Raw genomic sequence first — 26,946 nt, 5'->3', positions numbered from 1 at the left:
GGTCAGGCGTCCAGATCGTCGACGCCCGGCATCCACGCGCTGCCCGGGCGTCCCCACCCGCGCTTCTTCGCGATCTTCTGCGTCGTCTTCCAGTCGCCGTCGTCGAGACGGTCGATGTAGAGGATCCCGTCGAGGTGGTCGAACTCGTGCTGCATGATGCGGGCACGCCATCCGTCGACGCGGAGCTCGACGCGTGCCCCCTCGAGGTCGGTGCCCGTGACCAGGACCTCGTCCGAACGGCGGAGCGGGAACCGCTCGCCGGGGAACGACAGGCAGCCCTCGGACTCCTCGTCGGGATCGGGGTCGCCCGGCTCCATCGGGCGCATCCACAGCTCGGGGTTGATGATCTCGCCGCGCCACGGTGCGCCGTCGTCGTCCTGGTAGGTGTAGACGTAGATCCGCAGTCCGACCCCCACCTGCGGTGCCGCGAGACCGACGCCGGGTGCGGCATCCATCGTGTCGTACATGTCGGCGACGAGCTGACGGATCTCGTCCGTGATCTCGGCGACGGGGGAAGCGGGAGCGTGCAGCACGGGATCGCCCATGATGCGAATCGGAAGAACGGCCACGTTTCGAGCCTAATCGAGCGAGTCCGGACGTTATGGTCGGTACGTGGTCCCCTTCGTCGCGTCCATCGAAGACGTCACCGATCAGCTCGTCGGCGTCTTCCGCGACCCCGCGATCCTCGTCGGCATCCCGCTCGCGCTCCTCGGAGCCGTCTTCATGTCGTTCGGGGCGCTGTACCAGCACCGGGGCGTGCAGAAGGTGGAGCGCCTGACCAGGTCGTCCGGGAGCGCGGGCCTGAGCGGGGCGCAGCTGTTCAGCCTGCTGAAGCGACCGTCCTGGGTCGTCGGAACGGTGATGCTCGGCCTCGCCATCGTGTGCCAGCTCGCCGCGCTCGCCTTCGCGCCGCTGATCCTCGTGCAGCCGCTCGGCGCCGTCTCGCTCGTGATCACGACGCTGCTCAACGCCCGCATCACGGGTGTGAAGCCCACGAAACGGTCCGTGCGCTCGATCATCGCGTGCGTCGGCGGCATCTTTGCCTTCGTCACGATCGCCGCGTTCGTGGCGACCGAGAAGCCGATCGACCAGGCGCAGCTGATCACGATCCTCGCGCTGCTCGCCGGCGTCCTGCTCATCTCGGGTGCGGTGTGGCTGCTCGTCCGCAAGGGCGCCAAGCCCCTGTTCTACATCGCCGCCTCGGGCATCATCTACGGCTTCGTCGCCACGCTCGCGAAGGTCGTCATCAAGCGGATCCAGGCCGGCGACTTCGAGTGGCTGACGCTGCTGTGCCTCGTCGCGCTCGTCGTCGCGACCGCGATCGGCGCGTACTTCGTGCAGACCGCCTACTCGGTCGGGCCGCCCGACCTCGTGATCGCGGGCCTCACCGTCATCGATCCCATCGTCGCCGTCATCATCGGCATCGTCATCCTGCAGGAGGCGGCCACGGCGCCGGTGGCCGCGCTCATCGGCTTCGTCATCGTCGGAGCGGTCGCCGTGTACGGCGTCACCTCGCTCGCCCGCAACCACCCGCAGGTCGTGCTCGACAGCCAGCAGCTGCCGATCCCGCGAGGAAGCGGCAAGCGACCCATCGAGGACTGACCCGGCGGGCGCACCGCGATAGGCTCGGTCTCCGAGGGGCGGTGGCCAAGCTGGTCAAGGCAGCGGGCTCATAACCCGACGATCGTGGGTTCAAGTCCCACCCGCCCTACCGCCGTCCGCGCTCCGCTTCGGTGCGGACACCGCGAGACGTCGACGGGCCCGGCGATCCGTTCGGATCAGCCGGGCCCGTCGACGCGTCGGGGCGTGCGTCGCGTCAGCGTGCGGGCCCGCCGACGCTCTCGCGATCGGGTGCTCCGGAGGGCGCCGCGTTCGTGCGGGCCCGGTGGCGCATGTGCTGCACCACGCTGACGGCGACGATGATCGCGAGCAGCGCGTAGAGCACCAGCGTGATGGGCGTCGACACGAGGATCGTCGGGTCGCCTTCGGAGACGGCCAGTGCGCGGCGCAGCTGCGTCTCGGCCATGGGACCGAGGATCGCCGCGATCAGCACCGGCGCGAGCGGCAGCGAGAAGTGACGCATGGCGAACCCGATGATGCCGATGCCGAGTGCCATCCAGAGATCGACCGTCCGCGAGGCGATCGCGTAGATGCCGAGCATCGCGACGACGGTGATGCCCGCGTACAGGTAGTGGCGGGGGATGAGCAGCAGCTTCGCCCACACGGCCGCGAAGGGCAGATTGATGATGAGCAGGATGATGAGCCCGAGGAACAGGCTCGCCAGCAGCGGCCAGACGAGGTCTCCCGAGCGTTCGAACAGCAGCGGCCCCGGCTGCATCCCATACTGCTGGAAGGCGGCGATCATCATGGCGGCCGTCGCCGAGGTCGGCAGCCCGAGCCCGAGCAGCGCACCCATCGCCGAGCCCGCTGTCGCGTTGCCGGCCGCCTCGGGGCCCGCGACACCCTGGATCGCGCCGCGCGTTCCGAAGTCGCGGTCGCCGCGGCGACGCGCGAGGCGCTTCTCGGTGCCGTACGAGAGGAAGGTCGGCACCTCCGAACCGCCCACCGGGATGGCGCCGAACGGAACGCCGAACGCGGTGCCGCGCAGGAACGCCGGCAGTGCCTGCCGCCACTCGCGCCGATTCAGCAGCGGCGAACCCGTCGGAGCGACGATCCTGCCGGGACCGCCCGAGCGGCGGATGTGCGTCGAGACGTACAGCACCTCGCCGATCGCGAGCAGACCGACCGTGATGACGATGATCGAGATGCCGTCGAACAGCACGGGGCTGCCGAGCGTGAAGCGCTCGGCTCCGGTCATCCCGTCGATGCCCACGAGGGCGAGGGCGAAACCGAGGCCGAGCGAGACGAGCCCGCGGACGACCGAGTCGGCGACGACCGCCGAGATCGCGACGAAGGCGAAGACCGCGAGGGCGAAGTACTCCGCGGGACCGAAGATCGTCGCGAGGCGCACGATGTAGGGCGAGAAGAACACCACGAGCACGCACGCGATCGTGCCGCCGATGAAGGCGCCGATGGCAGAGGTGCCCAGCGCCTTGGCGGCGCGACCGTCCTTCGCCATGCGATGGCCCTCGAAGGTCGTCGCGATCGCGGAGGAGTTGCCGGGGGTGTTCAGCAGGATGCCGGCGGTCGAGTCGCCGAACAGGCCGCCGAAGTAGATGCTCGCGAACATGATGAACGCGCCGGTCGGATCGAGGCTGAAGGTCACCGGCAGCAGCAGAGCGACGGCCATGGCCGAGCCGAGGCCGGGGAGCACGCCCACGGCCGTGCCGAGGATCGCGCCGATCACGAGGAAGAGGAGGTTCTGCGGCGTGAAGGCGACCGTGAAGCCGTCGAGCAGGTGGATCAGCTGATCCATGAGAGCACTCCTTCGAGGATGCCGGCGGGGAGCGGAAGACCGAGCCCAGCACCGAATGCGAGCTGCAGGATGGACGATGCGATGACCGCGACGCCGATGTCGAGGAGCGGACGGCGGCTGCCGAACGCCCACGCGAGGACCCAGAACAGGGCCGCCGCCGAGATGAGCCAGCCGAGGATCGGCAGCGCGACGATGAAGAGCGCGAGCGCCGCGACGACGATGAGGAGCGTCCGGACATCGAGTCCGCCGCGGTCGGAGGTCGCGGGCACCGTGACGGCTTCGGGGGAGACGACCCGGATCTCGCTCGTGGCGTCGATGCCGCCGAGGTCCTGCAGCATCTCGTCCGAGATCTCGGTCGGGTCCTCGGCGACGTGGCTGCGCTTCGGCGAGCGCAGGACGTCGATCGCGAGCGCGACGCCGACCGCGTAGAGGAAGACCGACACGAGGATCGGGAAGAACGTCGGCCCGGGGAAGGCCGCGCCCTCGGGCACCTCCATCGTCACCGTGCCGACGGTGAGGGCGCCGGCCAGGAGCAGCACTCCGGCGACGATGATCAGTTCGCTGCGGCCGGTGTACCAGCGCGGGAGGCGCTGCACGCGCAGCGCGCCCGTGGTCAGCGTCGGCGGTTCCTCGATGCTCACAGCCCGAGCTCCTTCACGATCTCTTCGGTGCGTTCGGTCTCTTCGCGCAGGAAGGTGTCGAACTCCTCGCCGACCATGAAGCTGTCGACCCAGCGGTTGCGCTCGAGCACCTCCCGCCAGGCCTCGGTCTCACGGAGCTCCGTGACGATCGCGATCAGCTCGTCGCGAACCTCGTCGGAGATGCCGGGCGGAGCGACGTAGCCGCGCCAGTTCGACATCTCGACGTCGACGCCCTGTTCGCGGAACGTCGGCACGTCGATGCCCTCGACGGGCTCGGCGGCCGACACCGCGAGGGCTCGGAGGTTGCCGGACTCGATCTGATCGCGGAACTCGTTGTACCCCGACAGGCCCGCCTGCGCGGTGTGCGAGAGGATCGAGGTCACGACCTCGCCGCCGCCGGGGTAGGCGAGGTAGTTGACGGATGCCGGGTCGGCGCCGACCTCGCGGGCGAGCATGCCGGCCAGCAGGTGGTCGATGCCGCCGAGCGAGCCGCCGGCGATCGCGGTGCCGCCGGGGTCGGCGGCGAGCGCCTCCGCGAAGTCGCCCAGGGTCTCGTACGGCGAGTCGCCGGGGACGACGAGGACGTTGAAGTCGTCGGCGAGGCGGGCGATCGGAACGACGTCCTGCAGGCTGACCTGGGACCCGTTGATGATGATGCCGCCGACCATGACGCCGCCGGTGATCATCATGAGATCGTGCCGGTCTCCCATCTCGGCGACCTGACCGAGACCGATCGTGCCGGAGGCGCCCGGCACGTTGACCACCTGCACACCGCCCACGATCCCCTCGGTGCGGAGCACCTGCTGACCCTCGCGGCCGAAGGCGTCCCAGCCGCCTCCGGGCGCCGCGGGGGCGACGAGGGTGAGTTTTGATCGCGGTGTCGCACCGCTGGCGGTTCCCGCCGTGCTGATCGCGGCTGTCGCGAACAGCGCGACCGCCACCACCCCGACGATCGTCCCGGTCATCACGCGTCGCATCTTCGCCTCTCCGCAGCGACCACGTCGACGCTGCACACGTGCGCAGTAGACTGGCAGATCTCTATCGCCGCCCACCCCTGCGGGCGGATTGCGCTCTTTGATGATCACGATGCGCTCTCTCATGACGACGAAGCGGAGGTGTCGATGACGACGTCGCCGGTGACCGGATCACCGGACGCGCGCACCCGCATCCTGCCGGTGCTGCTGCTCCACTGCCTCGTCGTGCTCACGTGCGTCCTCACGACGACCCTCATCGCGACCGCGGTGCAGGAGCGCAGCATCCGCGAGGCGACCGAGCGCCGGGTCCTGGACGTCGCGACCTCGCTCGCCGACCTCGAACAGGTCCGTGCTGCGCTGCGACTCGACCGCGCGTCGGCGACGGCCGAGCTGCAGCCGGTCGCCGACCTCATCGAGGAGGCGGCGGGTGTGGACTACGTCGTCGTGACGGATGCCGCCGGCATCCGCATCACCCATCCGACGCCCGACCAGCGCGGGCTCGTCGTCTCCACCGACCCGTCGGACGTGCTGGCGGGGCAGAGCTTCGTGGGCACGGAGACGGGGACCCTCGGCCCCACGCTGCGCGCGAAAGTCCCCGTGCTCGACGGGGACGCGGTCATCGGCACGGCATCGGTGGGGATCCTCGAGAGCGACATCGCGGCGGACTTCTCGAGCGCGGTCACGACGCTCATCCCGTGGGTGGTGGTGTCGATCCTCGTCGGCTGCGTCGTCAGCGCGGCGGCGACGACGGCGATGGGGCGGCGGGTGCGCGCCCTGGAGAACCGCGCCCGGTGGCTGCAGACCCAGCAGCAGGTCGCGGATGCCCTCCGCGATCAGACGCACGAGTTCCACACGCGCCTGCACGTCATCCGCGGCCTCGTCGCCGAGGGCGAGACGGATGCCGCGCTCGACTACATCGGCCGGGTGGCGCCGGTCACCACCGCTGCCGTCGGCGCCGGCGACATCGCCGATCCGGCGCTCCGAGCGGTGCTCGAGGCCGAAAGCGCGCGCCTGCGGGAACGTGGCGGCGCGCTCGCCGTGGACCCCCTCTCCGTCGTCCCGCGCGACAGTCTCGACGATGACGACATCACCGTGGTCGCAAACCTTGTGCGAAACGCCGTCGACGCCGCGTCCGCCCACGTCGAGGTCCTCGTCACGGCCGCCGACCGCGCCGTGCACGTCCGTGTCGACGACGACGGGCCCGGCGTCGCGCCGGCCGACGTCGCGCGCATCTTCCAGCGAGGCGCCTCATCGAAGGGCGCTCAGCGCGGCGTGGGTCTCGACCTCGTCCGCCGGCTCGTGAGCGCACGGGGCGGCACTATCACGGTCGAGCGTTCGGCCCGCGGCGGGGCCCGGTTCGTGGTCGACGCACCGCAGCACGAATCCCGTCCGCGCGATGCGCGCGACCGGGGGGTGACGCGGTGAGCGTCGCGGGAGGCGTGCGGGCGGGCAGCGACGGCGCGCCGGCCGCACGCATCCGCACGCTCGTCGTGGACGACGACGAGGCGGCGGGACGCTTGCACGCGGGCTACGTCGCAGCGCTCGAGGCATTCACGGTCGTCGCGCGGGTCGGGACGGGTGCGGCCGCCGCGCGGCTCGTCGCCGCGGGCGAGGTCGACCTGCTGCTCCTGGACATGAACCTGCCGGACTTCAGCGGCGTCGAGGTGCTCCGCCGCCTGCGAGCGACGTCGGGGACGCAGGTCGACGTCCTGGTGATCAGCTCAGCACGCGATCCTCTCACCGTGCGGCAGGCCCTGGCGGGCCACGTCGTCGGCTACCTCGTCAAGCCGTTCACGAAGGAGGCGCTGCTCGCCCGCCTCGCGGACTACGCCGCCGGCGCGGCGGAGCGCGTCGCCGAGACCGCCGTGCCGCTCGGTCAGGGTGAGATCGACGGTCTGCTGCGCGGCGCCGCGCCGACGGGAACGACAGCCGTGGTGGCGGCCGACGCGCCGCTGCCCAAGGGCATCGCATCGAGCACGCTGACCTCCGTCCGCGACGCGCTCGATCACCGGGAGGCCCGCAGCGTCCAGGATGTCGCCGCGCGCTCGGGCGCTTCGCGGCCGACGGCACGGCGCTATCTCGACCATCTGGTCCGAACGGGCGAGGTCGACGTCTCCCATCGGTTCGGGGGACGCGGCCGGCCCGAAGTGCTCTACCGGCTGGCGCCGGGCTGACCGCGCCGCCCGATCACGGGTGCGTGATCGATGGATCCTGCGGGAACGACGTGTTGTCGTCGGGGCCGGCCAGGTCGTCCTCGGCGCCCGCGCGCGCCGCGTCGGCCTTCACCTCGTCGCTCACCGCGTCGGTCGGTGCGCCGTCGTCGGCGTGCGCGTCGTCGGCATCCCGGTGGTGGGGGGTCGTGTCGCTCATCGGAGCTCCTCTCGTTCGTCCCAGGCTCCGCCGCGGCAGCCGATCGGACGACACGGTTGTGGTCCGCGCCGCAGATGGGCGATAATCGACGCGACAATCGAAGATGACGCCGGTGCCCGGCTCAGGTCGTTGGGGAAGACGAACCTGAAGAACGGAGCAGTCATGGCGACACCACACGCGCGCGGAGTGATCTACATCCACTCCGCGCCACGCGCGCTGTGCCCCCACCTCGAGTGGGCGGCGGGGCGCGCCCTCGGTCGTGCGGTGAACTTCGATTGGGACGACCAGCCCGTCCTGGAGGGCAGTCGGCGCGCGGAGTTCTACTGGGACGGCCCCGCCGGCACGGGTGCGGCGCTCGCGACCGCCATCCGCGGGTGGGAGCACCTGCGGTTCGAGGTGTCCGAGGACCCGACGCCCCGCAGCGACGGCGGCCGGTGGATGCACACGCCGAGCCTCGGCATCCACTACGCCCAGACCGATTCGTCGGGCAACGTCGTGATCGGCGAGGACCGGCTGCGGTACGCGATGGAGATCGCGGCCGGCGACGCTCTCGAGCTGCAGCGCGAGCTCGACGTCGCTCTCGGCTCGGCATGGGACGAGGAGCTCGAACCGTTCCGGCACGCCGGCGACGATGTGGCCGTGGTCTGGCTGCACAAGGTCGGCTGACCAGCGGACGGAGGCCCCGACTTCAGGCGGCTCCTGCGCCGGTACCGCAGCTCGGTGTTCGCACCCGGGAGGCGAGGAAGCGTACGCATCGCCTGACACGAGCGAAGCCCCCGGGATCCCGGGGGCTTCGCCATGTGCGCGCGGGCGCCGAACGGGCTGTCAGGCCGAACGGAACGCCACGACCGCGTTGTGGCCGCCGAAGCCGAACGAGTTGCTGATGGCCAGAAGATCGCCGGAGCCGAGGTCCTGGGTCTCGCCGGTCACACGGAACGGAACGGCGGGGTCCTGCTCCGTGATGTTGATCGTCGGGGGAGCGATCCGCTCGCGGAGGGCGAGGATCGTGAAGATCGCCTCCAGCGCACCCGTGCCGCCCAGGAGGTGGCCCGTCGACGCCTTCGTCGCCGACACCGGGATGTCGTCGATGCGGGAGCCGAAGACGCTCTTGAGCGCCTGATACTCGTTCGGGTCGCCGACGGGTGTCGACGTGGCATGCGCGTTGATGTGATCGACGTCGTCGGGCGAGGCGTCGGCCTGCTCGAGCGCGGCGCGGACCGCACGGGACGCGCCGGTGCCCTCGGGGTCGTTCGCGGTGATGTGGTATGAATCGGCGGTGACGCCGCCGCCGACGGCGTAGGCGTAGATCTTCGCTCCGCGCGCCTTGGCGTGCTCCTCGGTCTCGAGGATGAGGACGCCGGCACCCTCGCCCATGACGAAGCCGTCGCGGTCGATGCTGGTCGGCCGCGACGCGGTGCCGGGATCGTCGTTGCGACGCGACAGCGCCTGCATGGACGCGAAGGACGCCATCGTGATCGGGTGGATCGCCGACTCGGTTCCGCCCGCGATCACGACGTCGGCGAGCCCGTCCTGGATGTGCTCGATCGCATTCACGATCGATTCGGTGCTCGACGCGCACGCGCTCGCCACGGTGCGCGCGAACGCGCGCGCCGTGAAGTGCAGCGACAGGTTTCCCGCCGCCGCGTTGGGCATGAGCATCGGAACCGTCATCGGGAGGACGCGTCGCGCCCCCTTCTCGCGCAGGGTGTCCCACGCGTCCAGCAGCGTCCACACGCCGCCGATGCCCGTCGCGAAATCGACGCCGAGGCGATCGGGGTCGACGTCGGGGCTCCCGGCATCCGCCCACGCTTCCATCGCCGCGACCATCGCGAACTGCGACGCGGGGTCGAGCCGTTTCGCGACGGGGCGGTCGAGGATGGTATCGGGCCGCACGATCGCCTCAGCGGCGAACGAGACGGGGATCTGGTACTTCTCGATCCACTCGTGCTCGAGGGTGCGCGCGCCGGACCGGCCGGCCAGCAGGCCGTCCCAGCTCTCGGGGGCGGTGCCGCCCAGGGGCGACGACGCGCCGATACCGGTGACGACGATACGCGGGGTGCTCATTGTTCTCCTCGGTGAACCCCGGCGGGGGCGATGCGCCCCCGCCGGCATCGGGTTACGCCTGGTTGGACGTGATGTAGGTGACGGCGTCGCCGACGGTCTTGAGGTTCTTGACCTCTTCGTCGGGAATCGTGACGCTGAACTTCTCCTCGGCGTTGACGACGATCGTCATCATCGAGATGGAGTCGATGTCGAGGTCGTCGGTGAACGACTTCTCCAGCGCGACCTCGTCGGCCGAGATGCCGGTCTCGTCGGTGATCAGCTCGGCGAGTCCGGCGAGGACCTCATCGTTGGTGAATGCCATGGGTGTCTCCTTGTTTCTCTGGACGCGACCCGGGCGCGGGCCGCTGTTCAGTCTAGGCGGGGGCGTGCGGCGGATCAGGGAAGGACGACGACCTGCGCGCCGAAGACCAGACCCGCGCCGAACCCGATCTGCAGGGCGAGGCCGCCGCTGAGCTCGGGGTGCTCCTCGAGCAGGCGGTGCGTGGCGAGCGGGATGGATGCCGCGGAGGTGTTGCCCGTCGTCTCGATGTCGCGGCCGACCGCCACGGTGTCGGGCAGGCCGAGCTGCTTGGCGAACTCGTCGATGATGCGCATGTTGGCCTGGTGCGGGATGAACGCGGCGAGATCCGTGGCCTGGATACCGGCCTCCTCGATCGCGCGCCGCGCGACCTTGACCATCTCCCACACCGCCCAGCGGAAGACCGTCGGGCCCTCCTGACGGAGCGTCGGCCACGGAGCGGTGCCGTCGCGGAACTCGACGAGCGTGTGGTTCATGCCCACGGCATCCGCCTTCGAGCCGTCCGAGCCCCAGACCGTCGGTCCGATGCCGGGAGTGTCGCTCGGGCCCACGATGACCGCGCCGGCGCCGTCGCCCAGGAGGAACGAGATCGTGCGGTCGGTGGGGTCGACGATGTCGCTGAGCTTCTCGGCGCCGACGACGGCGACGTAGCGGGCCGCTCCGGCGCGGATGAGCGCATCGGCCTGCGTCACACCGTACGAGAACCCCGCGCACGCCGCGTTGACGTCGTACGCGGCCGCCGGGTTGGCGCCCACGCGATCGGCGACGATGGCCGACACCGACGGCGTCTGCTTCGGGTTGGAGATGGTGGAGACGATGACCGCGTCGACCTGCTCGGCGGGGACGCCGCTGCGCTCGATCGCCTCGGCCACGGCGTCGGCCGCGAGGTCGATGACGGTCGTGCCGGCATCGGCGCGCACGCGCGTCACGATGCCCGTCCGCTGACGGATCCATTCGTCGCTGGAGTCGATCGGGCCGACGATGTCGTCGTTGGGGACGGCGTTCTCGCCCCGGGCGGCGCCGTAGGAGTAGATGCGGGTGTGGGCCGGCCCGGTGGGCTGGCGGATCGCGGCGGTCATGCGTTGTCTCCGGAGATGAGGGCGGCGGCGGCGTCGAGGTCCGCGGGCGAACTGACGGCGACCGAGGGGATGCCGCGGAGCGACCTCTTGGCGAGGCCGACGAGCGTGCCGGCCGGGGCGAATTCGACGATGCCCGTGACAGCTCGGCTCGCGAAGGCCTCCATGCAGAGGTCCCAGCGGACCGGCGAGGCGATCTGAGCGACGAGGCGGGCGACGGCGTCGCGGCCGTCCGCGACGATCGCGCCGTCGCGATTCGACCACAGCGGAAGCGTCGGATCGGCGATCGCCGCGTCCGCCGCAGCGGCCTCGAGAGCCGCGACGGCGGGAGCCATGTAGTCGGTGTGGAACGCGCCGGCCACCGGCAGGGGGATGACGCGGGTCCGGGGCACCGGGTCGGACGCGAGGGCGTCGAGCGAGGCGCGGGCGCCGGCGGCGACGATCTGACCTCCGCCGTTGTAGTTCGCGGGGGTGAGGCCGAGCTCGTCGAGACGCGCGACGACGGCCTCCTGGTCTCCGCCGAGGACGGCGCTCATGCCGGTCTCGGTGAGGGCGGCGGCATCCGCCATCGCCCGGCCGCGGATGCCGACGAGGCGCATGCCGTCCTCGTCGCCGAGGACACCGGCCGCGACGAGCGCGGCGACCTCGCCCACGGAGTGGCCGGCGACACCGTCGGGGGTGAGGTCGGGCGCACCGTCACCGCGCCGGGTGAGTGCGGCGAATGACACGAGGCTCGCGGCGACGATGAGAGGCTGAGCGACGCGGGTGTCGCGGATGCGGTCGGCATCCCACGTCGTCCCAGCGGCGACGAGATCGAGCTCGGCCAGGTCGGAGTACCGCTCCAGGCGCTCGCGCACCCCGTCGAGCTCGAGCCACGGCTCGAGGAATCCGGGTGTCTGCGAGCCCTGTCCAGGGAACACGGCGATGATCACTGTTCCATCCTTCCGATTCTGCCCTCGGGACCTGTGGCGATCAGCGCACAAGAATCCCGCGGACGTTTGTGTCGACCGTACAGTCAGACCCGCCGGGAGGCGGGAGAGCGGCGCCGAGTGAGGTCGGTGCCGATCGATCCGAGGATGAGCGCCGTCTGCAGGATGAGCGCTTCGCGCGGGCCCGTCGCGTCCCATCCGATGACGTCCGAGACGCGCTTCAGGCGATAGCGCACGGTGTTCGGGTGCACGAAGAGCTCGCGCGCGGTGGCCTCGAGCGACCGGCCGTTGTCGAGGTAGCTCCACAGCGTCGTGACCAGATCGGTCGAGTGCGCGTGAAGCGGCCGGTAGATCCGGTCGACGAGGGTCGCCTTGGCGACCGGGTCCCCGGCCAGTGCCCGCTCGGGGAGGAGGTCGTCGGCGTCCACCGGCCGGGGTGCGTGGCGCCATGCGCCCGCGACGGCGAAACCGGCGAGCGCCGCACGCGCGCTCTGGCTCGCCTCGACCAGCGCGGTGACCGTCGGCCCGAGAACGAGGTGACCCGGGCCGAATCCCGGCTCGAGGCGACGTGCGATCTCCGAGAACGGCAGCTCGACGGTCGGTTCGGTGCGCCCGGACAGCTCGGCCCGCCCGATCACGAGCACGAGGCGCATACCCTGCACGCCCACGAGCACGTCGACGCCCATCTTGCGGGCGGCGCGGCGCAGCTGGTCGACGTCGAACTGCGGCGGGGTGGTGCCGACCAGGACGGCGACGGCGCCGTGGCCGTGCCAGCCGAGGGCCGCGATCCGGCTCGGCAGTTCGTCGTCGGTCTCGCCGGTGAGGATGGAGTCGACGACGAGCGCCTCGAGGCGCGCGTCCCACAGCCCACGCGCCTCGGCCGCGCGGGCGTAGACGTCGGCCGCTGCGAAGGCGACGTCCCGCGAATAGAGGAGGATCGCCTCCCGGACGTCATCGCCGCGCCCGGCGACCCGTTCCTCGGTCACCTCGACGGTGACCTTCACGAGCTGCAGGGTCTGGGTGAGACTGACGCTCCGCAGCAGCTCGCGCGGAGCCGCCGCGAAGATATCCGCGGCGATGCGCGGGGTCGAGGTGGGGTCCTCGTACCACTGGATGAACGACGTGATGCCCGCCTGCGCGACCAGCCCCACGGAGGAGCGTCGCGCAGGCGGCATCTCGGCGTACCAGGGGAGCGTGTCTTCCAACCGCTTGATCGTGGCGGTCGCCAGATCCCCTGAGATGCGACGGAGCCAGGTGAGGGTCTCCGCCTTCGTGCGTTCGTCGGTCACAGACCGGGTCAGCTCTCTCCGCCCGCGTTGCCGCTGGTGCCGGCGGTCACGTCGTGCAGACGGTACCGCTCGATCGCCTGAACGGAGAGGTTGCGATCGACGACGCCGTCCTGGGCCAGCGCCTGCAGCGTGCGGACGACGATCGAGGGCCCGTCGATCTTGAAGAAGCGGCGCGCGGCGGGGCGGGTGTCGGAGAAGCCGAAGCCCTCCGCGCCGAGCGTTGCGAATCGACGCGGGACCCACGGCCGGATCTGGTCCTGCACGGCGTGCATGAAGTCGCTGACGGCGACGACGGGGCCGTCGGAGTCGTTGAGCTTCTCCGTGACGAACGCGGTGCGCGGCTCGGCCTCGGGGTGGAGGAAGTTGTGCTCGTCGACGGCGAGACCGTCGCGGCGCAGCTCCGTCCAGCTCGTCACCGACCAGACGTCGGCGACGACGCCCCAGTCCTCGCGGAGGAGCTTCTGGGCCTCGTGCGCCCACAGCACACCCACGCCGGAGGCGAGCAGCTGAGCACGCGGCCCGTCGCCCTCGCCGACGCTGATGCGGTGGATGCCGCGGATGATGCCCTCGACATCGACGTCCTCCGGCTCGGCCGGCTGCACCAGCGGCTCGTTGTAGAGCGTGATGTAGTACATGACGTTCGGGTCGGGGTGGTTGCCGCCGTACATCCGCTCGATGCCCGAGCGGACGATGTGCGCGATCTCGTAGCCGTAGGCGGGGTCGTACGAGACGGTCGCCGGGTTCGTCGCGGCCAGCAGGTGCGAGTGTCCGTCGGCGTGCTGGAGACCTTCGCCGGTCAGGGTCGTGCGACCGGCGGTGGCGCCCATGATGAACCCGCGGGCCATCTGGTCGCCGGCGGCCCACTGGGCGTCGCCGGTGCGCTGGAAGCCGAACATCGAGTAGAACACGTACACCGGGATGAGCGGCTCGCCGTGGGTGGCGTAGGACGTGCCGACCGCGGTGAAGGCCGCGACGGCGCCCGCCTCGTTGATGCCGACGTGCAGGATCTGGCCCTGCGGGCTCTCCTTGTAGGCGAGCAGGAGCTCGCGGTCGACCGAGGTGTAGTTCTGACCGTGCGGGTTGTAGATCTTCGCGGTCGGGAAGTAGGCGTCCATGCCGAACGTGCGCGCCTCGTCCGGGATGATCGGCACGATGCGGTGGCCGAAGTCCTTCGCTCGGAGCAGATCCTTGAGCAGACGCACGAAGGCCATCGTGGTGGCGATCTCCTGCGTGCCGGATCCCTTCTTCGGCAGCGCGTACGAGGCGTCGCCGGGAAGGGTCAGGGGCGCGTGCGTCGTGCGTCGCTGCGGCAGGAAGCCGCCGAGCGCACGGCGACGATCGAGCATGTAGCGGATCGTCTCGTCCTCGGCACCCGGGTGGTAGTACGGCGGGAGGTAGGGGTTCTCCTCGAGCTGCGCGTCGGTGATCGGGATGCGCATCGAGTCGCGGAACTGCTTGAGGTTCTCGAGCGTCATCTTCTTCATCTGGTGGGTCGCGTTGCGGCCCTCGAAGTGATGACCGAGACCGTAGCCCTTGATGGTCTTCGCGAGGATGACGGTCGGCTGACCCTTGTGGGCGGCCGCCTGCTGATAGGCGGCGTACACCTTCTGGTAGTCGAGGCCGCCGCGGCGGAGCTTGCCCCAGATCTCGTCGTCGGACCAGTCCTTCACGAGGTTCGCGGTGCGCTCGTCGCGGCCGAAGAAGTGCTCGCGGATGAACGCGCCGTCCTCGGCGCGGTAGGTCTGGAAGTCGCCGTCGGGGGTCGTGTTCATCAGGCGCACGAGGGCGCCGTCCTGGTCCTGCGACAGGAGCTCGTCCCAGCCGCGGCCCCAGACGACCTTGATGACGTTCCAGCCGGCACCGCGGAAGTAGGCTTCGAGCTCCTGCACGATCTTGCCGTTGCCGCGCACCGGGCCGTCGAGGCGCTGGAGGTTGCAGTTGATGACGAAGGTGAGGTTGTCGAGTCCCTCGTTCGCCGCCACCTGGAGCTGACCGCGGCTCTCGACCTCGTCCATCTCGCCGTCACCGAGGAACGCCCAGACGTGCGAGTCGGAGAGGTCTTTGATCCCGCGGTTGGTGAGGTACTTGTTGTTCATCGCCTGGTAGATGGCGTTGATCGGGCCGAGGCCCATCGACACCGTCGGGAACTGCCAGTACTCCGGCATCAGACGGGGGTGGGGGTACGAGGGGATGCCGTCCGCCCCCTTCGACGCCTCCTGGCGGAATCCGTCGAGCTGGTCCTCGCTCAGCCGGCCCTCGAGGAACGAGCGCGCGTAGATGCCGGGGGAGGCGTGACCCTGGATGAAGATCTGGTCGCCGCCGGACGGGTGGTCCGGTCCGCGGAAGAAGTGGTTGAAGCCGACCTCGTAGAGCGACGCCGACGAGGCGTAGGTCGAGATGTGACCGCCGACGCCGATGCCGGGGCGCTGGGCGCGGTGAACGGTGACCGCGGCGTTCCAGCGGATCCAGCGGCGGTAGCGGCGCTCGAGCTCCTCGTCGCCGGGGAACTCCGGCTCGTTCTCGGGGGCGATCGTGTTGATGTAGTCCGTCGTCGGGACCTGCGGCACGTTCAGCTGCAGCTCGTGCGAGGCCTGGAGCAGGCTCAGCATGATCTCGCGGCCGCGACCCGAGCCCTTCGCGTCCACCAGCTGGCGGAGCGACTCCTGCCATTCCCCGGTCTCTTCCGGATCGCTGTCCAGGGCGTCCTGGGAGTACGGGTCTTGATCGTTGACAGTCACGGGCGACCTTTCTTCAATGGCAGATCGTGCCAGGTGATTCCCATGGGCGGCGCGCCGTTCGTTGTCGACGCGCGCGAGCACCACAGGACAGCCTACTCACGCTCAGGAGGGCGCGCGCTCTCGTAGACTCATCGCAGGGGCCTATAGCTCAGTTGGTTAGAGCACCTCGTTTACACCGAGGGGGTCGGGAGTTCGAGTCTCTCTGGGCCCACATGAACGCCACCCCCGCCGACCAGCTGCTGCTGCTCGATCTCGTCCGTCTCGACGCTCAGGCGCGCGGCGCCGAAGCGGCCAAGCGCAATCCCGCACAGGCCGCGCGCGTGAAGGAGCTGCTCGCGCAGCGGCAGGAGCTGTCGGTCGAGCTGACCCGCTTGCTCGGTCTCCGCGACGACGTGCAGGCCGAGCTCGGCCGCATCGTCTCCGACATCGGCGTCGTCGACGCGCGCGCTGCTCGGGACGAGCAGCGCCTGTCCGCGACCTCCAGCGCGAAGGATGCGCAGGGTCTCGAGCACGAGATCGCATCGCTGGCGCGTCGCAAGAGCGAACTGGAGGACGGACAGCTCGCCGCGATGGAGCGGCTCGAAGACCTCGAGACGCAGGTGCGGGCGCAGGAGGCGCTCGTCGCCGAGGTCAACGCGGAGGGCGGCCGGCTGAGCGCGGAGGGCAAGGCGGCCGTCGCGGACGCCGATGCGAAGCTGGATGCCGCGACCCGCGACCGTGCCGCCGTGGCCGCCCGGATCCCGGGCGAGCTGCTCGCACGCTACGAGACGCTCGCTCAGCGCACGCCCGGCGCCGGGCTGCTGCAGCGGCGGACCTGCGGCGGCTGTCACATGGAGCTGGCCGGCTCGGATCTGAAGGCGATCGGGCAGGCGGCCGCGGACGAGGTCGTCACCTGCCCGGAATGCGGGTGCATCCTCGTGCGCACCGACGAATCCGGTCTGTGATCCGCCGATGACCTCCCCGCGCGCCCGGTGGCGCGCGGTCGGGAGAGCCGGCGGCGGCATCCGCCTCGGCGAGATCGATGCCGCCGGTCGGCTCCGGGACGAGCGCGACGCGCGAGCCGCGGACCTCGCGGCCGAGGTCGCCGCCGACCCGGAGGCCCGATGGGTCTGGTCCGACACCGGCTCCTGGTATCCGCAGCTGCTGGCGGCGGGCGTCCGCGTCGCGCGGTGCCACGACCTGCGACTGTGCCACGCGATCCTCCGCTCCAGCGTGCTCGTCGGTGACGACGCGTCGACGCTGCGTGAGGCGACCGCCTGGGACGAGCCGCCGCCGGAGCCGGACGGCCGAGGCCAGGCGCTGTTCGACCTCGATGGAAGCGCCGCCGGCGTGCCGCATGATCTGCGCGAGGTCGCGGCGGAGTTCGCGCGGCAGAACGCCGCTCTCGAGGGGGCGAGCGAGCCGGCTCGCCTCCGCCTGCTGCTCGCCGCCGAATCGGCGGGCGCCCTCGTCGCGGCCGAGATGCACGCTGCGGGCGTGCCGTGGAGCCGCGGGGTCCACGACGGCATCCTGACGCAGGCGCTCGGTCCGCGGCCCCGCACGGGCGAGCTGCCCGCGCGGCTGGCAGCCCTCGCGGAGGAGGTGCGCGCCGCTCTCGGCGATGCTGGCGCGAGCCTCGACTCGCAGCCGCGGCTGCTGCGCTCGCTTCACCGTGCCGGGGTCTTCGTCGACTCCACGAGCCGATGGGAGCTCGCGCGTCACGAGCATCCCGTCGTCGCGCCGCTCCTCGCGTACAAGAAGGCGATGCGCCTGCTCACCGCGAACGGCTGGGCCTGGATGGACGAGTGGATCCCGCGCGACCGGTTCCGCCCCGTCTACGTCCCCGGCGGCGTGGTGACCGGTCGCTGGGCGTCGTCGGGCGGCGGTGCCCTTCAGCTCCCGCGCCTGCTGCGCCCGGCCGTTCGAGCGGACCCCGGGTGGCGTCTCGTCGTCGCCGACGTGGCTCAGCTCGAGCCACGCATCCTCGCCGCGATGGCGGGCGACCTCGCCCTCGCCGATGCCGCGCGCGGCACGGACCTCTACGCGGGGATCGTGAGCCGCGGCATCCTCCCGACGAGACAGGACGCGAAGATGGCCCTCCTGGGGGCGATGTACGGTGCGACGACCGGCGACAGCGGCCGGCTCGTGCCGGTGCTGCGTCGCGCGTATCCGCGCGCCATGGGTCTCGTCGATGCGGCCGCACGGACCGGTGAGAGCGGCGGTGTGGTCCGGACCGTGCTCGGACGCTCCTCACCGCGGCCGTCGGAGGCCTGGCGCGACGTGCAGAGCGGAGCGTCCGACGAAGGGGCCGATGAGCGCACCGCGGCTGCGGCGCGGTCGTTCGCGCGCGAGCGCGGGCGGTTCACCCGCAACTTCATCGTCCAGGGAACCGCGGCCGAGTGGGCGCTGGCGTGGCTCGCGGACGTGCGGACCCGCTTGGCGGCGCTGCCGTCGGCGACGTCGGGCAGCCCCGCCGACGGCGTCGCCGACCGGGCGCATCTGGCCTTCTTCCTCCACGACGAGATCATCGTGCACACGCCCGAGGAGCAGGTGGATGCCGCCGTCGCCGCCGTGCGCGACGCGGCCGCCACCGCGGGGCGGCTGCTCTTCGGCGGCTTCCCGATCGATTTCCGGCTCGATCTGCGGGTGTCGGAGTCGGCGGATAAGGACTGAATCGATCCTCCGAGGTCGCGCGCTTCAAAGGCACTGCCCCACGCTCGCGACCGAGCCGACGTCGCTGAGCAGCGGCGTGTGAACGAGCGTCGGTTCGACCGGGTCGGCGTCGGGCGCGACGAAGCGGAACTGGAGCGTGCTGGTCGCGCCCGGAGACAGCGTGACGCGGGCGGCGCTCGTCGGCAGGCCGCCGTCGACGACGAGACGCGAGGGCACGCTGTCGCCGTCCTGCGCCACGGCGCCGAAGAACCAGCCCTCCGGTGCGACGGCGGCGACATCGGTGACGAGGTCGCCCGGCGACGCCGGGTTGTATCCGCCGGTCATGCTCGGCGGGTACGTCGCGGCCTCGGCGGGCGCCGTGTTCGTCAATCGGACGGTCACCGAGACCTCGTCGCGATCGTCGCCGCGGCAGTTCGAGACGGTGGATCCGACGTCCATGCGGAGCCAGGAGTCGAGTTTCGCCGTCGTCGCGTCGTTGAGGAGGACGGCGAAGGCGTCCTCGCCCGCGGCGAGCTGGCGCGCGCGCATGCCCGCGACCGCTGATCCGTCGAGGTGGCGCTGGACGGCCGGGTCGGGGCTCCAGATGCTGATGCGTCCGGCACCGAGCGCCTCGCCCAGGCCAGAGATGAGGGCGCGGGCATCGAGCGGGCCGCCGAGCGCGCGCTGCACGACGGCCGTGGTGACACCGCGCTGGTAGACGCTCTGCTCCGGGCCGGACAGGTCGAGATACGGCTTCACGAGCAGCGTGTCGATGAGGCTGTCGGCCGTGAGCGACGTACCGTCCTCCAGCGCGACGGGACCAGTGGCCGCGAGCAGCGTCCGCAGCACGATCGGGTCGATCGAGACGACGGCGTCGGGTGCGCGGTCGGAGTGCCGAGACCACCATGCCGAGAGCAGCTGCGCCGACAGCGAGAAGTCGGCGGTCATCGTCGCGTTCTGCACGTAGGTGCCGACGACATCGCCGTAGAGGGCGCGCGTGGTGTCGGGGATCTCCCCGACGGGTTCGCGCGACACCGGGAAGTCGCCCGAGTCGACCTGGTCGGCCAGTGTCACCGTGCCCCGGTCGAAGGTCACGAGCAGGAAGCTGCCGGTGAGCCCGCCACCGGAGCGCAGTTCGGCCGAGTTCTGGAGCGCGACCAGCACGCTCCGCGGACCGTCGGCTCCCAGCATCCCCGGCACCCACTGCGCCGCGTCCGCGGCTCCCGCAAGCCAGGACGCGACCGGGGTGACGGTCTCGTCGAGTTGGGCGACCCCGTCGCGAACAGGACCGAGCAGGGCGTCCGTGTCGATGGTGTCGATGGTGGCTGCCGCGCGCCCCGCGCTCGCGGACGCGTCGTCGAGGAGCGGCCCGGCGTCGGCGAGCAGCGTCAGCGCCGTCGACAGGTCCAGCCCGCCCGAGAGCGTCGATCCGAGGTCCGACGCCAGCAGCGGCTGGGCGCCCGACCCGAGCTCGGCGACGGATGCCGCAGCCAGCCGCACCGCGGCGGCGTTCGGGCCGATGCCGGGCAGCACCTCCGCCGCACGCCATACCGGGTCATCGGTCAGCGAGCGAGCCGCCTCGGCGTGCGCCGTCGCCTCGGTCACAGCCTGACGCAGCGCGGGCAGGTCGCGTTCGGCGGCGGCGCGCTGGACCTGCGCAGCCGACGCGCGCAGGGCGCCGAGCTCACGCGCGGCGAGCGCGCCGCGCACGCCCAGCCACGCGACGACCGCGACGAGGACGAGCGCCACGACGGCGCACGCGAGGACCACAGCTCGTCGCCGTGCCCCCGGCCGCGTCGCGCGAACCGGGATCGCCACCGTCAGGACCGGCGGCGGCGGGCGACGACGAGACCGGCGCCCGCGAGGACGGCGAAGGCTCCGACGCCCGCGACGGCGAGCGGCATCGCCGGGTTCGACCCGGTCGCCGGCAGCTCGCCGGCGACCGCCGCGGCGGAACCGCGCGGCGCGGTGGCGCAGTCCGGCGACGACATCGGGTAGTGCAGCGGCACCGCCAGCGACGGGCTCGCCTGGAGCGTGGCGGTGATGTCGCCGCGGGTCCACGCGTAGCCGCCGTCGGTCGGCACCCACGTGCCGCCGCGCTGCTCCCAGCCGGGCCAGCCGTTGCCGCGCCCGTTCTCGTCGACGCTGGCGCCGGGCCACAGAACACGCCCCTGGAGCCGGCCCTCGTCGAGGGAGCCGAGCGGCACCGTCACGGAGTTCGCGCCGTCGGCGAGCACCAGGGACACCGGCGCGGACTGGTCGGCCGCCGGGCCGTCGGTCAGGACGACATCGAACGAGATGTAGGCCGCGTCGTCACGACAGGCCCCGGTCGCCACCGAGCCGGCGAGGCTCGGCTCTCCCGGATTCGGCGGGGCATAGGTGTCTCCCGCGCTCGCTGCGGCGAGCGGAGACGATGCCAATGCACCGATCAGGACAGCAAGAAAAACAGTGCTACGCATAGCGCCCTCCCCAATGGGCTCTTCGACGTCGACTCCCCAGAAGACGTCAGTGGCCACACGCTAGCACTCGCCGACGGTCGGCGCGAGCGGCGCGCGGTAGACTCGGCAGCGCGAATGGGTCGGCTGGACGGTCGCGTGGCGGGTCTCCCGCACCGAGGAACGTCCGGGCTCCACAGGACAGGACGGTGGGTAACGCCCACCCGGAGTGATCCGCGAGACAGTGCCACAGAGAGCAGACCGCCGGCGTCCGCGCCGGTAAGGGTGAAAGGGTGGTGTAAGAGACCACCGGGGTCGTGGTGACACGATCCGCACGGTAAACCTCGTCCGGAGCAAGGTCAGACAGGGGATGCAGACGCGGTCCGCCGAGTCCCCGGGTAGACCGCTGGAGCGGCACGGCAACGTGTCGCCGAGAGAGATGGCCGTCCACGGGGCTCACGCCCCCGGACAGAACCCGGCGTACAGGCCGGCCCATTCGCACCGCCGGCCCGGCCGTGCGAGCTTCGGGCGCACTTGCGCGCGTGGGGCGCGGGTATTTCCGCGCCCCACGTCAGAAAGTGCGCCGCATCCGCCACCGCATCCGGCAGCGGCAGCCGGGCCCGCCTCAGTGGGCGGTGCGGTCCGCGAGGTCCTCGGTCGTGTCGTCGAGGATGCCGCGGCGCTCGCCCGCCAGCGCGAGTGCGGCAGCGCCGATGATGCCCGCGTTGTTGCGGTGCACCGCCGGCACGATGTCGGTCTTCAGGTCGAGGAGCGGCAGGAACTTGTCGGAGTGCTTCGAGACGCCGCCGCCGACGATGAAGAGGTCGGGGGAGAAGAGGAACTCGATGTGGCTGTAGTACCACTGCAGCCGTTCGGCCCATTCGGGCCAGCTCAGCTCGTCCCGCTCCATCGCCGAGTACGCGGCCCAGGCCTCGGCATCCTTCCCGTGCTTCGCGCGGTGCACGTGGCCGAGCTCCGAGTTCGGGATGAGCACCCCGTTGTAGATCATCGCCGAGCCGATGCCGGTGCCGAGGGTCGTCAGGATGACGAGGCCGTCGCGGCCCTGCGCCGCGCCGTAACGCATCTCGGCCACTCCGGCGACGTCGGCGTCGTTGGCGAAGTGGATCTGCCGGCCGAGACCGTTCTCGAAGAACGTCTCGGCTTCGAAGTCGATCCAGCTGTCCGAGACGTTCGCGGCCGACAGGGTGCGGCCGTTCTTCACGATCGCGGGGAAGGCGACGCCCAGCGGCACGTCGGCGGCATCCGACACCTCGAGTCGCTGCAGCACCTCGCGCACCGCTCCGAGGACGTCGTCGGGCTCGGCGCCGCGCGGGGTCGGGACCTTGATCCGGTCGGTCAGCAGCTCGCCGGTGGACAGGTCGACGACCGCCCCCTTGATGCCGGTTCCGCCGATGTCCACGCCGACGGCCCGCGTCGCATTCGCACTCATGCGCCCAGCCTATCGAGCGCGGTGCGAGCGCCATTAGGCTCGGGCTGAGCGCCCACCTCCGGCGCAGACGGGAGCGGTCATGACAAGCGGTGACGGCGAGTTCTGGTACAACCTCAGCACCCACGAGGTCGAGCGCGGCAAGCAGTCGCCGGGCGCCGATCGAGCCGGCCCCTTCGCGACCGCCGAGGAGGCGGCCCGAGCGCCGCAGATCCTCGTCGAGCGGTCTCGTCAGTGGCAGGAGGACGAGGAGCACGAGGACGAGTGGGGGACCCCGCCGTCGGGCGGCGGCGCGCGCCAGTAGTCTGGTCTCTGAACCCTGTCTCGGAGAGGACGCGATGGACAAGCAGCGGGACTTCGTACTGCGCACGATCGAGGAACGGGGCGTCAAGTTCGTCCGCCTCTGGTTCACCGACGTGATCGGCACGCTGAAATCCGTCGCGATCGCCCCGGCCGAGGTCGAGGGCGCATTCGCCGAGGGCCTCGGGTTCGACGGCTCGGCGATCGAGGGGCTGACGCGCACCTACGAGTCGGACCTGCTCGCGCACCCCGACCCCACCACGTTCCAGACGCTTCCCTGGCGTGGCGAGATCGACCCGACGGCGCGCATGTTCTGCGACATCACGACGCCCGACGGGCAGCCGGCCGTCGCCGACCCCCGTCACGTCCTGAAGCGGACCCTCGCCAAGGCCGCCGACGCGGGCTTCACGTTCTACACGCATCCCGAGATCGAGTTCTACCTGCTGAAGTCCTCGAGCTACGGCCCCGACGGGCCCGAGCCGGTCGACTCCGCCGGCTACTTCGACAACGTCCCGGGCGGGACGGCCCACGACTTCCGCCGCCGCTCGGTCCGGATGCTGGAGGACCTGGGCATCTCGGTCGAGTACAGCCACCACGAGGGCGGCCCGGGGCAGAACGAGATCGACCTGCGCTACGCGGACGCCCTCGCGACGGCCGACAACATCATGACCTTCCGCACCGTCGTCAAGGAGGTGGCGATCGAGCAGGGCGTGTACGCGACCTTCATGCCGAAACCCCTCGGCGGCCACCCGGGCAGCGGCATGCACACGCACATGTCGCTCTTCGAGGGCGAGGTGAACGCCTTCTACGAGGGCGGTGCGCAGTACCAGCTGTCGCAGACGGGCCGTCAGTTCATCGCGGGCCTGCTGCGCCACGCGAACGAGATCTCGGCGGTCACCAACCAGTTCGTCAACTCGTACAAGCGGCTCTGGGGCGGCGACGAGGCCCCGAGCTTCATCACGTGGGGTCACAACAATCGCTCGGCGCTCGTGCGCGTGCCGATGTACAAGCCGAACAAGAGCGGCTCGTCGCGCGTCGAGTACCGGGCGCTGGACTCGGCCGCCAACCCCTACCTGGCGTACGCGCTCCTTCTCGCGGCCGGGCTGAAGGGCATCGAGGAGGGCTACGAGCTCCCGCCCGAGGCCGAGGACAACGTGTGGTCGCTGACCGACGCCGAGCGTCGTGCGCTCGGCTACGCGCCCCTGCCGGCGAGCCTCGATCACGCACTGGAGTACATGGAGGAATCCGAGCTCGTCGCCGAGACGCTCGGTGAGCAGGTGTTCAACTACGTGCTGCTCAACAAGCGACGCGAGTGGCAGAACTACCGCGCGCAGGTCACGCCCTTCGAGTTGAAGAGCAACCTGGAGATGCTCTGACCTCATGACGCGCGATCCTCGCTCGTCCGGTCTCACGGGCCTTGCTCGCGCCGGGTTCGACGACCTCGGCCACGCCGACGCGCAACTGTCCGAGCTCGCCGAGCTGACCGGCATCCCGCGCGCGGAGCTCGTCGCGTCGGCCGAGACCGCCGCCGACCCCGACGGCGCCGTCACAGCGCTCGTGCGGGTCGCGCGACGGGATGCGGCGGCGGTGACGTCGGCGCTGGCTCGTCGCCCCGAGGCGGTATGGGCGGTGCTCGGCGCCTCCATCGGCTTCGCCGACTTCTACCTCCGGCATCCCGAGGAGCTCGCCGACCTCGTCTCGGCGGGAGAAGGCCTGCCGAGCCGGGACGACCTGGACGCGGCGCTGCGCGAGAGCGTGGGCGAGGTGGACGGCTTCGCCGCCACCGCGGCCGACGAAGCCTGGATCGCCCTGCGCGTGCGATACCGGCGCATGGTCGCGCGCATCGCGCGCTTCGATCTCGGCTCGTCCGACCCCGCGCTCATCCTGCACGCGGTCGCGGCCGCGCTGGCGGATGCGGCCGGCGCCGCCCTCGAGGCCTCGCTCGCCGTGGCGCGGGCACGGCTCGTGGCGGGAGTGCCCGGTGCCGGCCGGTTCTCGCGCGACGAGGTGGCCGCCACCCGGCTGGCCATCATCGGCATGGGCAAGGCCGGCGCGCGCGAGCTCAACTACGTCAGCGACGTCGACGTCATCTTCGTGGGCGAGAGCGGCGACGAGGAGGTCGTCGACGACAGCCGCGCGATCGAGATCGCGACGCGGCTGGCGACGCAGACGATGCGCGGGATCTCCGAGGTCGAACGCGAGCCGGCACTGTGGGAGGTCGATCCGAACCTCCGGCCGGAGGGCAAGCAGGGCGCGCTCGTGCGGACCCTCGGCTCTCACGTCGCGTACTACGACCGGTGGGCGAAGAGCTGGGAGTTCCAGGCGCTCCTGAAGGCGCGCTGCCTGGCGGGCGACACCGAGCTGGGCGACGCGTTCGTCGCGGCGGTCGAGCCCAAGGTGTGGGCCAGCGGCTCGCGCGAGAACTTCGTCGAGAGCGTCCAGCGCATGCGCGAGCGCGTCACCGACCACATCCCTCCCGCCGAGGTCGCTCGTCAGTTGAAGCTCGGCCCCGGCGGCATCCGCGACGTCGAATTCACCGTCCAGCTGCTGCAGCTCGTCCACGGCGTCACCGACGAGCGGATCCGGGAACGCTCCACCCTCGATGCCCTCGATGCCCTCGTCTCGGAGGGGTACATCGGACGCGAGGACGCCACGCGCTTCGCGCTGCACTACCGGCGCCTGCGCGTCATGGAGCACCGGCTGCAGCTGCGGGAGCTGCGTCGGACCCACCTCATGCCCGAGGACGGGCGCTCACTGCGCGTCCTCGCGCGGGCCGCCCGGCTGGGCGACGGCGGCGACCGCGTGGTCGCGGCGTGGGAGGACATCAAGCGCGAGGTGCGCGAGATCCACATCCGCCTCTTCTACCGGCCACTCCTCTCCGCCGTCGCGGCACTGCCTGCCGACGAGCAGTCGCTCTCGCCGAACCAGGCTCAGGCCCGGCTGGCGGCGATCGGCTTCCGCGACCCTGCCGGGGCGCTGCGCCACATCGGCGCGCTCACGAGCGGGCTGAGCCGCAAGGCGGTCATCCAGCGCCACCTCATGCCCGTCATGATCCGCTGGTTCGCCGACGGCGTCGACCCCGACTACGGCCTGCTGGCCTTCCGTCGGATCAGCGAGCGGCTCGGCGACACCCCGTGGTTCCTGCGGATGCTCCGCGACTCGTCCGGGGCCGCTGAGCGCGTGACGCGACTGCTGTCGGGCTCGCGCTACGTCGGCGAGCTGATGGAGTGGATCCCCGAATCCATCGCGTGGCTCGACTCCGCCGATCAGCTGCGGCCCCGCCCCGGATTCGTGCTGCAAGAGGAGGCCCGCGCGATCCAGACGCGCCACGCGTCGATCGACGACGCGATGTCGGCGGTCCGGGCGCTTCGACGCCGCGAGCTCCTCCGGCTCGCGATGGCGGCCGTCGTCGGCGACCTGTCGATCGAGCAGCTCGCCGAGGGGCTGACGACGATCAGCGAGGTGACGATCCAGGCCACGCTCCGTGCGGTCCGTCGAGAGGTCGTTCCGCCCGAGGACGATGCGCTCGACTTCTCCGTCATCGCGATGGGGCGTTTCGGAGGTGCGGAGCTCGGCTTCGGGTCGGACGCGGACGTCATGTACGTCTACGAACCGAACGGCCTCGATCCGCAGCGCGCGCAGGAACTCGCGGTGCGGCTGGTCCACGGCCTCCGCCGCTTCTCCGAGGACCATCGCCTGCCCTTCGATCTCGATGCCGATCTTCGCCCCGAGGGACGCAACGGACCGCTGGCGCGATCGCTCGCCGCCTACGCGGAGTACTACCGCCGGTGGTCGCTGTCGTGGGAGGCGCAGGCGCTCCTGCGCGCCCGCGGCGTCGCGGGCAGCGTCAGCCTCATCCGGCGGTTCCTCGATCTGGCAGACGACGTGCGGTATCCGGAGGCGCCGGACGCGCAGGGACTCCGTGAGATCAAGCGCATCAAGGCGCGCGTCGAGACGGAGCGCCTCCCGCAGGGGCAGGACCGCTCACGCCACCTGAAGCTCGGGCCGGGCGGTCTCTCCGACGTGGAGTGGTTCGTGCAGCTCCTGCAGCTGCAGCACGCGCACCACGTGACGGGGCTCCGCACCACCTCGACGATGGACGCGCTCGCCGCGGCCGTAGAGGCCGACCTGGTACCCGCGGATGCCGCCGAGAAACTCGCGAGCGCCTGGCGTCTCGCGAGCCGGTTGCGCTCGGCGAATACGCTGCTGTCGGGTCAGACGAGCGATGTCCTGCCCTCGGATCGAGGGCGACTCGACGGCATCGGTCGTCTGCTGGAGTACCCGCCGCACTCGGCCACCGAGGTCGAGGAGGAGTGGATGCGCACCGCGCGCCAGGCCCGCCGGGTCTTCGAGAAGCTGTTCTACGGCTGAGGGGAAT

General features: G+C 71.3%; 23 protein-coding genes, 2 tRNA genes and 1 other RNA gene. 12 read left to right on the top strand and 14 right to left on the bottom strand.

What is annotated here, in order from left to right:
* Positions 1–2: 2 nt before the first annotated feature.
* Positions 3–569: a peptide deformylase gene (def, locus tag F6B42_RS09005; RefSeq protein ID WP_150419282.1), complete on the bottom strand. Its 567-nt coding sequence runs from the start codon at positions 567–569 to the stop codon at positions 3–5.
* Between the two features lie 43 nt (positions 570–612).
* On the opposite strand from def, the gene F6B42_RS09000 reads away from it, so the two are divergent.
* Positions 613–1,602, top strand: coding sequence for a DMT family transporter (locus tag F6B42_RS09000; protein WP_150419281.1), 990 nt, complete (start codon positions 613–615; stop codon positions 1,600–1,602).
* Positions 1,603–1,637: 35 nt separating this feature from the next.
* Positions 1,638–1,711: transfer RNA gene (locus F6B42_RS08995), tRNA-Ile, on the top strand.
* A gap of 105 nt (positions 1,712–1,816) precedes the next feature.
* On the opposite strand, the gene F6B42_RS08990 is transcribed toward F6B42_RS08995, so the two are convergent.
* Genes F6B42_RS08990 through F6B42_RS08980 form a run of 3 tightly spaced genes read right to left on the bottom strand, consistent with a single transcriptional unit; the run spans position 1,817 to position 4,982 of the window.
* Positions 1,817–3,376, bottom strand: coding sequence for a tripartite tricarboxylate transporter permease (locus tag F6B42_RS08990; RefSeq protein ID WP_150419280.1), 1,560 nt, complete (start codon positions 3,374–3,376; stop codon positions 1,817–1,819).
* Positions 3,364–4,017, bottom strand: a complete 654-nt coding sequence (locus F6B42_RS08985) for a tripartite tricarboxylate transporter TctB family protein (RefSeq protein ID WP_150419279.1) — start codon at positions 4,015–4,017, stop codon at positions 3,364–3,366. Before F6B42_RS08985 ends, F6B42_RS08990 begins: the two co-directional genes overlap by 13 nt.
* Positions 4,014–4,982, bottom strand: a complete 969-nt coding sequence (locus tag F6B42_RS08980; protein WP_223878440.1) for a Bug family tripartite tricarboxylate transporter substrate binding protein — start codon at positions 4,980–4,982, stop codon at positions 4,014–4,016. The genes F6B42_RS08985 and F6B42_RS08980 overlap by 4 nt, the downstream gene beginning before the upstream one ends.
* Positions 4,983–5,138: 156 nt before the next feature.
* Here F6B42_RS08980 and F6B42_RS08975 point away from each other — a divergent pair, with 156 nt between their 5' ends.
* Positions 5,139–6,416: a sensor histidine kinase gene (locus F6B42_RS08975; RefSeq protein WP_150419277.1), complete on the top strand. Its 1,278-nt coding sequence runs from the start codon at positions 5,139–5,141 to the stop codon at positions 6,414–6,416.
* A complete protein-coding gene (locus F6B42_RS08970) occupies positions 6,413–7,165 on the top strand; it encodes a response regulator (RefSeq protein ID WP_223878425.1) in 753 nt (250 codons plus the stop codon). Before F6B42_RS08975 ends, F6B42_RS08970 begins: the two co-directional genes overlap by 4 nt.
* Positions 7,166–7,178: 13 nt before the next feature.
* Here F6B42_RS08970 and F6B42_RS08965 read toward each other — a convergent pair whose 3' ends face one another.
* A complete protein-coding gene (locus F6B42_RS08965; RefSeq protein ID WP_150419271.1) occupies positions 7,179–7,361 on the bottom strand; it encodes a hypothetical protein in 183 nt (60 codons plus the stop codon).
* A 162-nt stretch (positions 7,362–7,523) separates the two neighbouring features.
* Here F6B42_RS08965 and F6B42_RS08960 point away from each other — a divergent pair, with 162 nt between their 5' ends.
* Entirely contained in the window at positions 7,524–8,027 is a 504-nt protein-coding gene (locus F6B42_RS08960) for a DUF3145 domain-containing protein (RefSeq protein WP_150419263.1), read from the top strand.
* A gap of 159 nt (positions 8,028–8,186) precedes the next feature.
* On the opposite strand, the gene F6B42_RS08955 is transcribed toward F6B42_RS08960, so the two are convergent.
* From F6B42_RS08955 to aceE, 6 genes are all read right to left on the bottom strand, one after another.
* Positions 8,187–9,425 (bottom strand): beta-ketoacyl-[acyl-carrier-protein] synthase family protein, encoded by a 1,239-nt coding sequence (locus tag F6B42_RS08955; RefSeq protein ID WP_150419256.1) that lies wholly within the window; start codon positions 9,423–9,425, stop codon positions 8,187–8,189.
* A 52-nt stretch (positions 9,426–9,477) separates the two neighbouring features.
* Positions 9,478–9,726, bottom strand: coding sequence for an acyl carrier protein (locus F6B42_RS08950; RefSeq protein WP_150419251.1), 249 nt, complete (start codon positions 9,724–9,726; stop codon positions 9,478–9,480).
* A 74-nt stretch (positions 9,727–9,800) separates the two neighbouring features.
* Complete coding sequence (locus F6B42_RS08945) at positions 9,801–10,802, bottom strand: beta-ketoacyl-ACP synthase III (protein ID WP_150419245.1); 1,002 nt, start codon at positions 10,800–10,802, stop codon at positions 9,801–9,803.
* Positions 10,799–11,731 (bottom strand): ACP S-malonyltransferase, encoded by a 933-nt coding sequence (locus F6B42_RS08940; protein WP_150419240.1) that lies wholly within the window; start codon positions 11,729–11,731, stop codon positions 10,799–10,801. Before F6B42_RS08940 ends, F6B42_RS08945 begins: the two co-directional genes overlap by 4 nt.
* A gap of 83 nt (positions 11,732–11,814) precedes the next feature.
* Entirely contained in the window at positions 11,815–13,017 is a 1,203-nt protein-coding gene (locus tag F6B42_RS08935) for a PucR family transcriptional regulator (protein WP_150419239.1), read from the bottom strand.
* A gap of 8 nt (positions 13,018–13,025) precedes the next feature.
* Positions 13,026–15,755 (bottom strand): pyruvate dehydrogenase (acetyl-transferring), homodimeric type, encoded by a 2,730-nt coding sequence (aceE, locus tag F6B42_RS08930; RefSeq protein WP_150419238.1) that lies wholly within the window; start codon positions 15,753–15,755, stop codon positions 13,026–13,028.
* A 137-nt stretch (positions 15,756–15,892) separates the two neighbouring features.
* Here aceE and F6B42_RS08925 point away from each other — a divergent pair.
* The 3 genes from F6B42_RS08925 (at position 15,893) to F6B42_RS08915 (ending at position 18,407) form a co-directional block, all read left to right on the top strand.
* Positions 15,893–15,966, top strand: a tRNA-Val gene (locus F6B42_RS08925).
* A gap of 1 nt (position 15,967) precedes the next feature.
* Positions 15,968–16,699, top strand: a complete 732-nt coding sequence (locus tag F6B42_RS08920; protein WP_150419237.1) for a zinc ribbon domain-containing protein — start codon at positions 15,968–15,970, stop codon at positions 16,697–16,699.
* 7 nt (positions 16,700–16,706) lie between these two features.
* Entirely contained in the window at positions 16,707–18,407 is a 1,701-nt protein-coding gene (locus F6B42_RS08915) for a bifunctional 3'-5' exonuclease/DNA polymerase (RefSeq protein WP_150419236.1), read from the top strand.
* A gap of 24 nt (positions 18,408–18,431) precedes the next feature.
* On the opposite strand, the gene F6B42_RS08910 is transcribed toward F6B42_RS08915, so the two are convergent.
* Together F6B42_RS08910 and F6B42_RS08905 are read right to left on the bottom strand one after the other, a co-directional pair.
* The gene (locus tag F6B42_RS08910; RefSeq protein ID WP_150419235.1) at positions 18,432–20,156 is read right to left on the bottom strand and encodes a DUF4012 domain-containing protein; all 1,725 of its coding nucleotides are present in this window, start codon (positions 20,154–20,156) and stop codon (positions 18,432–18,434) included.
* A 50-nt stretch (positions 20,157–20,206) separates the two neighbouring features.
* The gene (locus F6B42_RS08905; protein WP_150419234.1) at positions 20,207–20,845 is read right to left on the bottom strand and encodes an LPXTG cell wall anchor domain-containing protein; all 639 of its coding nucleotides are present in this window, start codon (positions 20,843–20,845) and stop codon (positions 20,207–20,209) included.
* 115 nt (positions 20,846–20,960) lie between these two features.
* Here F6B42_RS08905 and rnpB point away from each other — a divergent pair.
* An RNA gene (gene rnpB, locus F6B42_RS08900) (RNase P RNA component class A) lies at positions 20,961–21,320 on the top strand.
* A 126-nt stretch (positions 21,321–21,446) separates the two neighbouring features.
* Here the strand turns inward: rnpB and ppgK are convergent.
* Positions 21,447–22,271 (bottom strand): polyphosphate--glucose phosphotransferase, encoded by an 825-nt coding sequence (ppgK, locus tag F6B42_RS08895; protein WP_150419233.1) that lies wholly within the window; start codon positions 22,269–22,271, stop codon positions 21,447–21,449.
* 79 nt (positions 22,272–22,350) lie between these two features.
* Between ppgK and F6B42_RS08890 the strand changes: the two genes are divergently transcribed.
* From F6B42_RS08890 to F6B42_RS08880, 3 genes are read left to right on the top strand one after another with little or no spacing between them, the layout of a single operon-like run.
* On the top strand, positions 22,351–22,572 hold the full coding sequence (locus F6B42_RS08890; protein ID WP_150419232.1) for an SPOR domain-containing protein: 222 nt from the start codon (positions 22,351–22,353) through the stop codon (positions 22,570–22,572).
* Positions 22,573–22,606: 34 nt separating this feature from the next.
* A complete protein-coding gene (locus tag F6B42_RS08885; protein ID WP_150419231.1) occupies positions 22,607–23,944 on the top strand; it encodes a glutamine synthetase family protein in 1,338 nt (445 codons plus the stop codon).
* Between the two features lie 4 nt (positions 23,945–23,948).
* Positions 23,949–26,939, top strand: coding sequence for a bifunctional [glutamine synthetase] adenylyltransferase/[glutamine synthetase]-adenylyl-L-tyrosine phosphorylase (locus tag F6B42_RS08880; protein WP_150419230.1), 2,991 nt, complete (start codon positions 23,949–23,951; stop codon positions 26,937–26,939).
* Positions 26,940–26,946 lie beyond the last annotated feature (7 nt).

Origin of the sequence: Microbacterium radiodurans (assembly GCF_008710705.1) — a bacterium.
GTDB lineage: Bacteria > Actinomycetota > Actinomycetes > Actinomycetales > Microbacteriaceae > Microbacterium > Microbacterium radiodurans.
Note: the sequence above shows the minus strand (reverse complement) of the source record. Positions and strands in the feature narration are given on the sequence as shown.

Coding starts and splice junctions, on each gene's coding strand:
- F6B42_RS08905 (WP_150419234.1), bottom strand. CDS start 20,845: ATGCGTAGCACTGTTTTTCTTGCTGTCCTGATCGGTGCATTGGCATCG.
- F6B42_RS08960 (WP_150419263.1), top strand. CDS start 7,524: ATGGCGACACCACACGCGCGCGGAGTGATCTACATCCACTCCGCGCCA.
- F6B42_RS08950 (WP_150419251.1), bottom strand. CDS start 9,726: ATGGCATTCACCAACGATGAGGTCCTCGCCGGACTCGCCGAGCTGATC.
- F6B42_RS08885 (WP_150419231.1), top strand. CDS start 22,607: ATGGACAAGCAGCGGGACTTCGTACTGCGCACGATCGAGGAACGGGGC.
- F6B42_RS08975 (WP_150419277.1), top strand. CDS start 5,139: ATGACGACGTCGCCGGTGACCGGATCACCGGACGCGCGCACCCGCATC.
- F6B42_RS08880 (WP_150419230.1), top strand. CDS start 23,949: ATGACGCGCGATCCTCGCTCGTCCGGTCTCACGGGCCTTGCTCGCGCC.
- F6B42_RS08890 (WP_150419232.1), top strand. CDS start 22,351: ATGACAAGCGGTGACGGCGAGTTCTGGTACAACCTCAGCACCCACGAG.
- F6B42_RS08965 (WP_150419271.1), bottom strand. CDS start 7,361: ATGAGCGACACGACCCCCCACCACCGGGATGCCGACGACGCGCACGCC.
- F6B42_RS08955 (WP_150419256.1), bottom strand. CDS start 9,425: ATGAGCACCCCGCGTATCGTCGTCACCGGTATCGGCGCGTCGTCGCCC.
- F6B42_RS08980 (WP_223878440.1), bottom strand. CDS start 4,982: ATGACCGGGACGATCGTCGGGGTGGTGGCGGTCGCGCTGTTCGCGACA.
- F6B42_RS08915 (WP_150419236.1), top strand. CDS start 16,707: ATGACCTCCCCGCGCGCCCGGTGGCGCGCGGTCGGGAGAGCCGGCGGC.
- ppgK (WP_150419233.1), bottom strand. CDS start 22,271: ATGAGTGCGAATGCGACGCGGGCCGTCGGCGTGGACATCGGCGGAACC.
- F6B42_RS08920 (WP_150419237.1), top strand. CDS start 15,968: ATGAACGCCACCCCCGCCGACCAGCTGCTGCTGCTCGATCTCGTCCGT.
- F6B42_RS08945 (WP_150419245.1), bottom strand. CDS start 10,802: ATGACCGCCGCGATCCGCCAGCCCACCGGGCCGGCCCACACCCGCATC.
- F6B42_RS08990 (WP_150419280.1), bottom strand. CDS start 3,376: ATGGATCAGCTGATCCACCTGCTCGACGGCTTCACGGTCGCCTTCACG.